The sequence below is a fragment of the Amycolatopsis sp. NPDC051758 genome (assembly GCF_044453095.1).
GTDB lineage: Bacteria > Actinomycetota > Actinomycetes > Mycobacteriales > Pseudonocardiaceae > Amycolatopsis.
In genome coordinates this window covers 789,014-799,908 of sequence record NZ_JBITCJ010000003.1, presented here as the reverse complement: position 1 = coordinate 799,908, position 10,895 = coordinate 789,014, and the positions used below count along the sequence as shown (strand labels likewise).

General features: G+C 69.6%; 12 protein-coding genes. 8 read left to right on the top strand and 4 right to left on the bottom strand.

Going from position 1 to position 10,895, the window contains the following annotated elements:
• The first annotated feature begins 65 nt into the window (after positions 1 to 65).
• The 5 genes from hisD to ACIA5G_RS19115 all read left to right on the top strand — a co-directional run bounded on the left by hisD (position 66) and on the right by ACIA5G_RS19115 (position 3,730).
• The gene (gene hisD / locus ACIA5G_RS19135) at positions 66 to 1,391 is read left to right on the top strand and encodes a histidinol dehydrogenase (RefSeq protein ID WP_395924759.1); all 1,326 of its coding nucleotides are present in this window, start codon (positions 66 to 68) and stop codon (positions 1,389 to 1,391) included.
• Positions 1,388 to 2,488: a histidinol-phosphate transaminase gene (locus ACIA5G_RS19130; protein WP_395924757.1), complete on the top strand. Its 1,101-nt coding sequence runs from the start codon at positions 1,388 to 1,390 to the stop codon at positions 2,486 to 2,488. Before hisD ends, ACIA5G_RS19130 begins: the two co-directional genes overlap by 4 nt.
• Positions 2,485 to 3,084 carry an imidazoleglycerol-phosphate dehydratase HisB gene (gene hisB, locus ACIA5G_RS19125; RefSeq protein ID WP_395924755.1) on the top strand — a complete coding sequence of 200 codons (600 nt, stop codon included), beginning with the start codon at positions 2,485 to 2,487 and terminating at the stop codon, positions 3,082 to 3,084. Before ACIA5G_RS19130 ends, hisB begins: the two co-directional genes overlap by 4 nt.
• Positions 3,081 to 3,239 (top strand): hypothetical protein, encoded by a 159-nt coding sequence (locus ACIA5G_RS19120; protein WP_395924753.1) that lies wholly within the window; start codon positions 3,081 to 3,083, stop codon positions 3,237 to 3,239. The genes hisB and ACIA5G_RS19120 overlap by 4 nt, the downstream gene beginning before the upstream one ends.
• Before the next feature lie 62 nt (positions 3,240 to 3,301).
• Complete coding sequence (locus ACIA5G_RS19115) at positions 3,302 to 3,730, top strand: nitroreductase/quinone reductase family protein (protein ID WP_395924751.1); 429 nt, start codon at positions 3,302 to 3,304, stop codon at positions 3,728 to 3,730.
• A 61-nt stretch (positions 3,731 to 3,791) separates the two neighbouring features.
• Here the strand turns inward: ACIA5G_RS19115 and ACIA5G_RS19110 are convergent, their stop codons facing one another.
• The gene (locus tag ACIA5G_RS19110; protein ID WP_395924749.1) at positions 3,792 to 5,987 is read right to left on the bottom strand and encodes an MMPL family transporter; all 2,196 of its coding nucleotides are present in this window, start codon (positions 5,985 to 5,987) and stop codon (positions 3,792 to 3,794) included.
• A 205-nt stretch (positions 5,988 to 6,192) separates the two neighbouring features.
• Between ACIA5G_RS19110 and ACIA5G_RS19105 the strand changes: the two genes are divergently transcribed.
• On the top strand, positions 6,193 to 6,783 hold the full coding sequence (locus ACIA5G_RS19105; RefSeq protein WP_395924747.1) for a TetR/AcrR family transcriptional regulator: 591 nt from the start codon (positions 6,193 to 6,195) through the stop codon (positions 6,781 to 6,783).
• A gap of 301 nt (positions 6,784 to 7,084) precedes the next feature.
• Here the strand turns inward: ACIA5G_RS19105 and ACIA5G_RS19100 are convergent, their stop codons facing one another.
• Both ACIA5G_RS19100 and soxR read right to left on the bottom strand, forming a co-directional pair.
• Positions 7,085 to 7,618: an RNA 2'-phosphotransferase gene (locus ACIA5G_RS19100; protein ID WP_395924745.1), complete on the bottom strand. Its 534-nt coding sequence runs from the start codon at positions 7,616 to 7,618 to the stop codon at positions 7,085 to 7,087.
• Positions 7,619 to 7,651: 33 nt separating this feature from the next.
• Positions 7,652 to 8,113 (bottom strand): redox-sensitive transcriptional activator SoxR, encoded by a 462-nt coding sequence (soxR, locus tag ACIA5G_RS19095; RefSeq protein ID WP_395924743.1) that lies wholly within the window; start codon positions 8,111 to 8,113, stop codon positions 7,652 to 7,654.
• 53 nt (positions 8,114 to 8,166) lie between these two features.
• Here soxR and ACIA5G_RS19090 point away from each other — a divergent pair, with 53 nt between their 5' ends.
• Entirely contained in the window at positions 8,167 to 8,856 is a 690-nt protein-coding gene (locus ACIA5G_RS19090; protein ID WP_395924741.1) for a thiamine pyrophosphate-dependent enzyme, read from the top strand.
• 2 nt (positions 8,857 to 8,858) lie between these two features.
• Positions 8,859 to 9,752, top strand: coding sequence for a transketolase family protein (locus ACIA5G_RS19085; RefSeq protein ID WP_395924739.1), 894 nt, complete (start codon positions 8,859 to 8,861; stop codon positions 9,750 to 9,752).
• Here ACIA5G_RS19085 and ACIA5G_RS19080 read toward each other — a convergent pair.
• Entirely contained in the window at positions 9,730 to 10,842 is a 1,113-nt protein-coding gene (locus ACIA5G_RS19080) for a hypothetical protein (protein WP_395924737.1), read from the bottom strand. The genes ACIA5G_RS19085 and ACIA5G_RS19080 overlap by 23 nt on opposite strands.
• Positions 10,843 to 10,895 lie beyond the last annotated feature (53 nt).

Below are 10,895 nucleotides of genomic sequence, written 5' to 3'. Positions count from 1 at the left end.
GGGATCTGCCGTCACCAGGGAGTATCGCTGAAAACCCGCTCGGCGTGACCTCGTACCCTGGGGGCATGTTGAACCGCACCGACCTGCGCGGGCAGGTCCCGACCGCCGCCGAACTGCGCGCCACGCTGCCGCGTGCCGAATACGACGTGGACGCGGCGCTGCATCACGTGCGCCCGGTGGTCGAGGCGGTCCGTGACCGCGGTGTCGAAGCCGTCCTCGAGTACACCGAGAAGTTCGACAAGGTGCGCCCGATGAGCGTGCGCGTGCCGCGGGAGCGGCTCACCCAGGCCCTCGCCCAGCTCGACCCCGCCGTGCGCGCCGCGCTGGAGGAGTCGATCACCCGCGCCCGCAAGGTGCACGCCGAGCAGCGCCGCACCGACGTCACGACGAACGTCGTCGACGGCGGCACGGTCACCGAGAAGTGGGTGCCGGTCGAGCGCGTCGGGCTGTACGCGCCGGGCGGGCTCGCGGTGTACCCGTCGACCGTGGTGATGAACGTCGTCCCGGCGCAGATCGCCGGCGTCGGCTCGCTGGTCGTCTGCTCGCCGCCGCAGGCCGGGTTCGCCGGGCTGCCGCACCCGACCATCCTCGCCGCGGCCGAGCTGCTCGGTGTCGACGAGGTCTGGGCGGTCGGCGGCGCGCAGGCCGTCGCGCTGCTGGCGTACGGCGGCACGGACACCGACGGCACCGAGCTCACCCCGGTCGACGTGGTCACCGGGCCGGGCAACATCTACCTGACCGCGGCGAAGCGGATGCTGCGCGGCCTGATCGGCATCGACTCCGAGGCGGGCCCGACCGAGATCGCCATCCTCGCCGACGAGACGGCCGACCCGGTGCACGTCGCCGCCGACCTGATCAGCCAGGCCGAGCACGACCCGCTCGCCGCGAGTGTCCTGGTGACGACTTCTGAGGAGCTGGCCGACGCCGTCGACAAGGAGCTGGTGGGCCGCGTCTCGGCGACCAAGCACACCGAGCGCGTCACCGAGGCCTTGGGCGGCAAGCAGTCCGGTGTCATCCTGGTGTCCACTGTGGACGACGGCCTGAAGGTGGTCGACGCCTACGCGGCCGAGCACCTCGAGATCCAGACGGCGAACGCGCGCGAGGTGGCCGCCCGGGTCCGCAACGCGGGCGCGATCTTCGTCGGCGCGTACGCCCCGGTGTCGCTCGGCGACTACTGCGCCGGCTCCAACCACGTCCTGCCCACCGGCGGGTTCGCCCGCCACTCCTCGGGCCTGTCCGTGCAGAGCTTCCTCAAGGGCATCCACGTCGTGGACTACTCCGAGGACGCGCTGCGCGAGGTTGCCGGCCGCGTTGTCGCGCTGGCCAACGCCGAGGATCTGCCGGCGCACGGCGAGGCCGTGACGGCTCGATTTGCGGGGGAGGCCCGATGACCATCGGCGAAGAAGTCACGCTGGACGAGCTCCCGCTGCGCGAGGACCTGCGCGGCAAGTCGCCGTACGGCGCGCCGCAGCTGGACGTCCCGGTCCGGCTCAACACCAACGAAAACCCGTACCCGCCGCCGCCCGAGCTGGTCGCCGACGTCGCCGAGGCGGTCCGCGCGGAAGCCGCGGAGCTGCACCGGTACCCGGACCGCGACGCCCTCGAGCTGCGCCACGACCTGGCCGACTACCTCAGTGTGTCGACGCGGGTGGTGCTCACCGAGCAGAACGTCTGGGCCGCCAACGGGTCCAACGAGGTGCTGCAGCAGATCCTGCAGGCCTTCGGCGGGCCGGGGCGCAGCGCGCTCGGCTTCGAGCCGTCGTACTCGATGCACCCGATCATCGCGTCGGGCACCCGCACCGAATGGGTCCCGGCGCCGCGCCGCGACGACTTCACGCTCGACACGGCCGCGGCGGCCACGGTCATCCGCTCGAAGCAGCCGGACATCGTGTTCGTCACCAGCCCGAACAACCCGACCGGCGGGTCGATCCCGCTGGACGAGCTGCGCGTGGTGCTGGACGCGGCCACCGGGATCGTTGTGGTCGACGAGGCGTACGCGGAGTTTTCGTCGCAGCCGAGCGCGGTGGAGCTGCTGGCCGACTACCCGGCCCGGCTGATTGTGTCCCGCACGATGAGCAAGGCGTTCGCCTTCGCCGGTGGACGGCTGGGGTACCTCGCGGCGGCGCCCGCGGTCGTCGACGCGCTGCAGCTGGTGCGCCTGCCGTACCACCTGTCACGGCTGACGCAGGCGGCCGCGCGCGCGGCGCTGCGTCACGCGGACGCGACATTGAGCACCGTCCACAAGCTGGCCGCGGAACGCGACCGCGTCGTGGAAGCGCTGGCGGGGCTGGGTTTCGACCCGGTGCCGAGCGACTCGAACTTCGTCCTCTTCGGACGGTTCAGTGACCCGCACGCGGCCTGGCAGTCCTATTTGGACAAGGGTGTGCTGGTCCGCGAGCCCGGCATCGAAGGGCACCTGCGCGTCAGCATCGGCACCCCGGAAGAGAACGACGCCTTCCTCGAGGCGAGTAAGGAAGTTTCGCGATGACGCGCATCGGCAAGGTCGAGCGGACCACCAAGGAGTCCTCGATCTCCGTGCAGCTGGACCTCGACGGCACGGGCGAGGTCGACATCTCGACCGGCGTGCCGTTCTACGACCACATGCTGACGGCGTTCGGCGTGCACGGCTCGCTGGACCTGAAGGTCGAGGCGACCGGCGACGTCCACATCGACGCGCACCACACGGTGGAGGACACCGCGATCGTGCTCGGCCAGGCGATCCGCCAGGCCCTGGGGGACAAGAGCGGCATCCGCCGCTTCGGCGACGCGTGGATCCCGATGGACGAAACCCTGGCCCACGCGGCGATCGACGTCTCCGGGCGGCCGTTCTGCGTGCACGTGGGGGAGCCGGAGCAGTTCAACACCTTCACGATCGGCAACAACTACCCGTTCGTGCTGACCCGCCACGTGTTCGACTCGCTGGCGTTCCACGCCCAGATCGCGCTGCACGTGCGCGTGATCCACGGCCGCGACCCGCACCACATCGCGGAGGCGGAGTACAAGGCGGTGGCCCGGGCCCTGCGCGCGGCGACCGAGCCGGACCCGCGCGCGGGCGGTATCCCCTCCACGAAGGGCGTTCTGTGAACAGCGGAGTTGTCGGCGTCCTCCTGCTCGCCCTCGGGGGTTTCCTGGTGGGCGGGGTTTATTCGACGTGGAAGACGGCCAAGTTCATGGCCGGTGTGCTGGCCGTCGCGGCACTGCTGGCCATCGGCGGCGCGATCTTCTGGTTCATGAGCTGACCGATTCCTTTGGCCGGCTCCGGCGGTCTGCATGGTTCTTCCCACGAGAAACGAGGAGAACCATGACCGCCGTGCCGGCCGACGAGGAGTTCCGGACCTACAACAAAGGCGTCATCAGCGAGTTCCGCGCCAACCGCGGCACGGTCGCCCGACCACCGTTCCCGATCCTGCTGCTGACCACGACCGGGGCGCGCACCGGGCGGCCGAGCACCGTGCCGCTCGGCTTCGCGGTCGACGAGGGCCGCGTCTTCGTGGTCGGCTCCAAGGCGGGCGCGCCCCGGCACCCGGCCTGGTTCCACAACCTGCGAGCCAACCCGGCCGTGACCGTCGAGCTGGGTGACGGGACCTACCAAGCCCGGGCCGTCGTGACGACCGGCGAGGAACGCGACCGCCTCTACCGCAAGGTTTCCGACGGCACCTCGGCCTACGAGCGGAACACCGACCGGACGTTCCCGGTGATCGTCCTCGAAGGTGTTCCCGCCCCGGCCTGAACGCCATGAAGGGCACCCTCCTGGGCTTCAAGTCCAGGAGGGTGCCCTTCATGGCATCGGGCTAGCGGCCGGCGCCGACCAGTTCGCGTGGGTCGTCACCGGGGGCGTCGTCGAGCTGCTTCGTGAGCTTCTCGCCCTCGACGTCGACGTCCGGCAGGATCCGGTCGAGCCACTTCGGCAGCCACCACGCGCCGCGGCCGAGCAGCGACATGACCGCCGGTACCAGCGTCATCCGGACCACAAACGCGTCCACCAGCACACCGAAGGCGAGCGCGAAGCCGATCGACTGGATCAGCGACGACTCGGCCAGCACGAACCCGGCGAACACGCTGATCATGATCAGCGCCGCCGCGACGACCACTCGCGCGCCGTGGCGGAAACCGGTGACCATGGCCTCCTGCGGTTCGGCGCCGTGGACGTGCTCCTCGCGCATCCGCGTCACCAGGAACACCTGGTAGTCCATCGCGAGCCCGAACAGCACGCCGATCAGCAGGATCGGCAGCATGCTCATGATCGGCCCGGTCGACTCGACCCCGAGCAGGTCGGTCAGCCAGCCCCACTGGAACACCGCGACCACCGCGCCGAACGTCGCCGCGACCGAGCCGAGGAAGCCGATCGTCGCCTTCAGCGGCACCACGACCGAGCGGAACACCAGCATCAGCAGGATGAACGCCAGCCCGACGATCAGTCCGAGGTAGGGGAGCATCGCGTCCGAGAGCTTCTCGGAGACGTCGATGTTCGCCGCGGTCTGCCCGGTGACGGCCAGCTTCGCGCCGGTCGCGTTCTCCAGCACCCCCGACTCGGTGCGGATCGCGGACACCAGGTCCTCGGTCTGGGTGCTGCTCGGGCCGCTCTTGGGGATCACCGAGAGCAACGCCGTGTCACCGGTCTGGTTGACCTTCGCCGGTGTCACGGCGGCGACGTCGGGCAGCTTCTGGATGTCGGCCGCGGCCTGGCCGAGCGCGGCCTGGCGGTTGGTGCTCGCGCCGGTGTCGACGACGACCAGCAGCGGCCCGTTCGCGCCTTCGCCGAAGCTGCGGCTGACGATCTCGTACGCCTTGTGCTGCGTGGACTCCGGCGCGGCGGTGCTGTCGTTGGGCAGGCCGAGCTGCATGCCGAGCGCGGGCAGCGCGACCACGGCCATCCCGGCCAGCGCGACGAGCAGCACCGGGATCCGGTGGCGGGCCACGAACCGCGCCCACCGCTCGCCGTGCGTCGTTCCGACCGGCTTGCGGCGCAGCCGGATGCGGTCACCGGCGACCCGGTGGCCGGCGAAGCCGAGGATGGCGGGCAGCAGCGTCAGGGCGATGAGCACGGCGATCGCGACGGTGACCGCGGCGGCGACGCCCATCTGGCCGAGGAACGGGATGCCGATGACGGTGAGCCCGGCCAGCGCGATGATGACGGTGAGCCCGGCGAACACGACGGCCGAGCCCGCGGTGCCGGCGGCGCGTCCGGCGGCTTCCTCGGGTTCGCGGCCGATGCTGAGCTCGTGCCGGTAGCGCGAAACGATGAACAGCGCGTAGTCGATGCCGACGGCCAGGCCGATCATCAGTGCCAGGATCGGGGTGTTCGAGTTCAGCTCGGTGACGCCGGAGGCGAGCAGGATGCCCGCCATCCCGATGCCGACCCCGATCAGCGCCGTGAGCAGCGGGATCCCGGCCGCGATCAGCGACCCGAAGGTGATGATCAGCACGATCGCGGCGACGGCGACGCCCAGGCCTTCGGTCGCGCCAGTGGCGGGGACGCCCTGCACGGCGTCACCGCCGAACTCGACGGTGAACCCGGCGGCACGGCCGGCGTTCGCGGTGTCGAGCAGCGCCTGGCGGTCCTCGTCGGTGAGCTCGTAGGCCTTCGCGCCGTAGCTGACCTGGGTGAGCGCGACGCGCTTGTCCGGCGAGATCGACTGCGCCTGGAACGGGTCGAGCACCGACGCGACCTTGGGCGCGGTCTTCAGCTGCCCGACCAGGGCCTCGACGGCGGCCTTGCCCTTCGCGTCGGTGACCGTGGTGCCGGCCGGCGCCTCGATCACGACGCGCGCGGTGGCGCCCCCGGCGTTGGCCTGCGGGAACTTCTCGGTCAGCTGGTCGACGGCCCGCTGGGACTCGGTGCCGGGGATGGTCACCGAGTTCGACAGCTGGCCGGAGAGCGTGAGGGCGCCCAGCCCGAGCGCCACGAGGACGGCCGCCCAGACGGCGGCGACCAGCGCCCGCCGCCGGAAGGACAACCGGCCGAGCCGGTACAGGAAGGTCGCCACGAGTCAGCTCCGTTTCGCCCGAATGGGGTCGATTCACTCCATCTGGTTACGACCCACGCTAGCCGATCGGCAAGGGCTGCTCCAAGCCGATCGGCAAGTATGTGACTTGCCGAACAGCAAGGTTTATCCCAGCCGATCGGCAAGTAAGCGGTTTGCCGATCGACAGGGAGTGACGTACGCTCCGACGGCTCGCTGAGGAGGAAGAATGACCGCCGGCCCGGCCGAGGACACCCGGACCCGACTGCTGCACACCGCGCTGCGGCTGTTCACCGAACACGGGGTCGAGGGCACGTCGCTGCAGATGATCGCCGACGCGCTGGGGATCACGAAGGCGGCTGTCTACTACCACTTCAAGACGAAGGCGGAGATCACCGAAGCCGTCGCCGAGCCGGGCGTCCGGGATCTGGACGAACTGGTGCTGCGCGCGGGCGCGCAGAAGCGCCGGGGCGCGCAGGTGGACCTGCTGCTGGAGGGCTTCGTCGACCTGGTGATCCGCCACCGCGCGCTGGTGGCGTTGTTCTCGAGCGACCCGGGTCTCATCCGGGCGATCGAGAAGTCGGCGCACGGCGGCATGGAGGGCTTCGGCCAGGCGCTGCTGGCCATCCTGGCGGGCCCAGCCCCGGACGCGACGGCCCGGGTTAACGCGATGGTGACGTTGACGGGCATCGCGATGGCCGGCGGCTCCCCGGACCTGGCCCGCCTCGGCGACGAAGAACTCCGCACGGAGCTGCTGGACGTCGGCCGCCGCCTCCTCGGCCGTCCCCGCCGCCGCTTGAGCCCCGTGTCGCCCCTCTGATCACGCAAGATGCCCGCCCAATCACGCAAGATGCCCGCCCAGACACACGAGATGCCCGCCCAATCACGCGAGTTCCGTCTCTGATCACGCGAGATACGCGCTCAATCACGCAAGATCCGGCCTCGATCACGCGAGTCGTCCGTCCAGGTACGTGAGCCGACCGTCCAGGTACGCGAGTCGTCCGCCTAGGTACACGAGTCGTCCGTCCAAGTACGTGAGCCGACCGTCCAAGTACGTGAGCCGACCCTTCCGGTACGCGAGCCGACCGTCCGGGTACACGGCCCGGCCGCTGCGTCGTGCCTCAGCCGACTCGGTAAAGGTGCTCGGGCGGGACGGTGGCGGTCAACCAGACTCCATTGGCGCTCACCTGGAACGCGTGGCCCGCAGCGGCCATGCCGGCGGCGTCCACCCGCAGGATCACCGGCTTTCCGCGGCGTGCGGCGACGATTCGCGCGGTGTCGACCGTCGCCGAGAGGTGGACCGCGTGACGCTTCATCGGGCGCAGGCCCTCGTGCAGGATCGCGTCGAGGAACTTCGGGACCGTGCCGTGGTACAGGACGTCCGGCGGGACCGCGTCCGCCAGCCCGAGGTCGACCGACACGCTGTGGCCCTGGCTCGCGCGGATGCGAGTGCCGGTTTCGTCGAAGGCGAAGCGGCGCTTGTTGTTCGTCTCGACGACTTCGTCGAGTTGTTCGCGGGTGATCTTCAGCGCGCGCAGCAGGGCGTCGACCGCCACCCAGCCGCCGGGGGCGAGGGTGAGGCCGAGGGCGGCGGGATCGTGGCGCAGGTGCAGCGCCAGCCGCTTCGAGATGCGGATCATTTCTTTCTCGTTCATTTCCTCCCCAGGATCCCGCCGGGGGCAAACGATTTAGATGCCGCCCTCGACCGCGGGACGCAGTTTGCCGGCGCCCGGGCCGAAGCGCGCCAGCTCGTCGTCGTTGTTGTAGAGCGAGCAGCTGCGCAGGGACAGGCACCCGCAGCCGACGCAGCCGGTGAGGCGGTCGCGAAGCCGTTGCAACGCGTCGATTCGCGCGTCGAGCTCGTGCTGCCAGTCGCGGGAGAGCCGCGCCCAGTCGGCCTTCGTCGGCGCGTGGTCGACGGGCAGCGTGGCCAGCGCGGAGCTGATGTCCTCGAGGGAGAGCCCGACCCGTTGCGCGGCGCGGATGAACGCGATCCGCCGCAGCACCGAGCGTGAGTAGCGGCGCTGGTTGCCCGCCGAACGCTCCGAGCTGATCAGCCCTTTCTCCTCGTAGAACCGCAGTGCCGTGTGCGGCACCCCGCTGCGGTCCGCCACCTGTCCGATGCTGAGATGTTCGGCGAGCCTCGTCACCAGCTCAGGCTATCCTTGACTTCGAGTTTAGTCGAGGTTGCATCGTCGGAAGCATGACCACTGCGACCGAACCGGCCCACGCCGAGCTGCCCCGGCTGATCTCGCTGATGACCGGCGACGACAAGCACCGCGCCGCCGCCGAGTCCACTGTGGACGTCCTCTGGGTGCTCTACGACCGCGTGCTCGACATCACGCCCGACAACTTCCGCGAGCCCGACCGCGACCGGTTCCTGCTGTCCAAAGGGCACGGTCCGATGGCGTACTACGCCGTGTTGACGGCGAAAGGCTTCATCGACGAAGCCGAGCTGCCGACGTGGTCCGACCCGGTGTCGCGCCTCGGCCACCACCCGGATCGGCGGCGGATCCCCGGCGTCGAGATCTCGAGCGGCTCCCTCGGCCACGGCCTGCCGATCGCGCTCGGCACGGCGTTGGGCCTGCGCGCCCGCGGGCTGACTTCGAAGGTCGTGACGCTGATCGGGGACGCCGAGCTGGACGAGGGCTCGAACCACGAGGCGATCGTCGTCGCCGCCCGGTTCGGGCTCGAAAACCTGACCACGGTGGTGATCGACAACCAGTCGTCGACGCGCGGCTGGCCGGGCGGCATCGCGCGCCGGTTCGACGTCGAAGGCTGGGAGACCCGCACGGTGTCCGGCCGCGACCACGACGCGCTGTACGGCGCGTTCACCACCGCCCACCCCGGCCGGCCGCTCGCGGTGGTCGCCGTTGTCGAACCGAAGGGCTGACCATGCTGTCGATGCGCGATACGTTCCTGGCCACCACCGAGCAGATCCTCGACGCCGACCCGGACGTCGCGATCGTGCTGGCCGACATTTCGGCCGCCCAGCTGGCCGGCGCCGCCCGGCGGCACCCGGACCGCGTGCTCAATGTCGGGATCCGCGAGCAGTTGCTGGTCAGCACGGGCGCCGGCCTGGCCCTGGCGGGGCTGCGGCCGATCGTGCACACGTTCCCGTCGTTCCTGGTGGAGCGCGGGTTCGAGCAGATCAAGCTGGATTTTTCCCACCAGGACGTCGGCGGCGTGCTGGTGTCGTACGGCGCGTCGTACGACATGCCGACGGCGGGCCGGACACATCAGTCGCCGGGCGATGTGGCGCTGATCGATTCCTTGCCGGGCTGGACGGTCCATGTGCCGGGGCATTCTGCTGAGGCGCGGCGGTTGCTGCTGGAGTCGATCCCGGGGGATGGGCGCGTGTATCTGCGGCTGTCGGCTCAAACGAACGCTTCGCCGCATTTGGGAGTGGGGTTCACGCGGTTGCGGTCGGGTTCTCGTGGGGTTGTCGTGGCTGTGGGGCCGATGCTTGATCGGGTGCTGCGGGCTACTGCGGGGTTGGATGTGACTGTGCTGTATGCGTCGACGATCCGGCCGTTCGATGGGGCGGGGTTGCGGTCGGCGGTGCTTTCCGCTTCTTCCTCGGTTGTGGTGGTGGAGCCGTATCTGGTTGGGACGTCGGCGTATTGGGTTGCGGAGGCGTTGGCGGATCTGCCGCATCGGGTGAAGTCGCTGGGGGTGCGGCGGGATGCGGAGGTGCGGACTTACGGGGAGATCGCGGACCATGATCTGGCGCATGGGCTGGATGCTGGGTCGCTGGGGTTGTCGATCAGGGAGTTCCTGGGGGAGTAGGCGGTGCGGCGCCGGTGCTGGGGGTATCGGTGGCGGGCTTGCGATACCGGAGGTTCACGGGACCGTCGTCCGGCACGCTCTTGAGTAGCTCCATGAGCTTTTTGTTGGTGCGCCGCTCCTCCCGGGTGTCGTGGGGGCGTGTGGCGTTGAGGGCTTCGTAGAACGTGAACCTGTTCAGGTCGATCACGGTCTTCACCGCTGTGGTGTACTCGTCGGCGGCCGCGACCGCGGCGCGGTAGGCGAGATACGCCAGCGCGTACGGTGCGAGCGCGGTCAACAGCCACCAGCCGTCGGTGAACATGCAGGTCACCGCCTCCAGCGCGCCGAGCAGAGAAACGACACAGAGTCGCACCGACGTGTCCATTTGCTGGCGTGTGTCCCGGAGATATTGCACGTGCTTGTCCGCTGCGACCAGGACGAAGTGGGGTGCTGTCAACATGGCGTCCAGGCCGTATTGCTGGCCCAGGCGATCTTCTTCGCGCCGCAATGCGTTGCCCAGACGGGTGGGCATGATGCGGTCCACTTCGGGATACCGTTCAGTCGCGTGCTCGGCGGCCTCCGCCGCTGCCAGGAGACCGCCGAGTTCATTGCCGTACTTTGTGTGCAAGACCGTTCGACGCTGTTCGTCGTTGGTTTTTCCAGCCAGATGAGAAGGTTTCGACAGCTTGAGCTCTTCTAGAACTTTCGTGATCCGATCTTCGAAGATCGAGTCGAGATCCTCGAGCGCTTTGTGAGCGGCCTGCACTCGCTTGCGGTGATGCCGAATTCGTATCCTCAAGAAGACTTGTGCCACCCGGGAATATCCCCAATAGCCTTCGAGCGCCTGGGTCATGGCGAACTGCAGCGGATGTAGGAAAAGCCCGGCTGCCAGGCTTGCCAGCAGCAACCAGGCGACGCCGGTGATCGACCAGCTGCCGACCTTCGGGCCGATCCAGTTCGGGTGCGGCGGTCCGTACCAGGCGCCGCTTGCCACCAGCGCTGCCGACCAGAGGACGAGGAACAGCGCGGGCAGCATGCTCACCAGCCCGAAGTAGCGGCCGATGCGGTTGCCGATGTTCAGCGTGCTTTCGGCGAACGAAGGCGCGGTCATCGGTCCGTACCGCTGATGCGGTGACCGCACCTCGTGCAGGTGTAGCCGCCGTC

Bases quoted from the DNA above. Each gene is read 5' to 3' on its own strand.
- hisD (WP_395924759.1), top strand. From the start codon at position 66: ATGTTGAACCGCACCGACCTGCGCGGGCAGGTCCCGACCGCCGCCGAA.
- ACIA5G_RS19130 (WP_395924757.1), top strand. From the start codon at position 1,388: ATGACCATCGGCGAAGAAGTCACGCTGGACGAGCTCCCGCTGCGCGAG.
- hisB (WP_395924755.1), top strand. From the start codon at position 2,485: ATGACGCGCATCGGCAAGGTCGAGCGGACCACCAAGGAGTCCTCGATC.
- ACIA5G_RS19115 (WP_395924751.1), top strand. From the start codon at position 3,302: ATGACCGCCGTGCCGGCCGACGAGGAGTTCCGGACCTACAACAAAGGC.
- ACIA5G_RS19105 (WP_395924747.1), top strand. From the start codon at position 6,193: ATGACCGCCGGCCCGGCCGAGGACACCCGGACCCGACTGCTGCACACC.
- ACIA5G_RS19100 (WP_395924745.1), bottom strand. From the start codon at position 7,618: ATGAACGAGAAAGAAATGATCCGCATCTCGAAGCGGCTGGCGCTGCAC.
- ACIA5G_RS19090 (WP_395924741.1), top strand. From the start codon at position 8,167: ATGACCACTGCGACCGAACCGGCCCACGCCGAGCTGCCCCGGCTGATC.
- ACIA5G_RS19085 (WP_395924739.1), top strand. From the start codon at position 8,859: ATGCTGTCGATGCGCGATACGTTCCTGGCCACCACCGAGCAGATCCTC.
- ACIA5G_RS19080 (WP_395924737.1), bottom strand. From the start codon at position 10,842: ATGACCGCGCCTTCGTTCGCCGAAAGCACGCTGAACATCGGCAACCGC.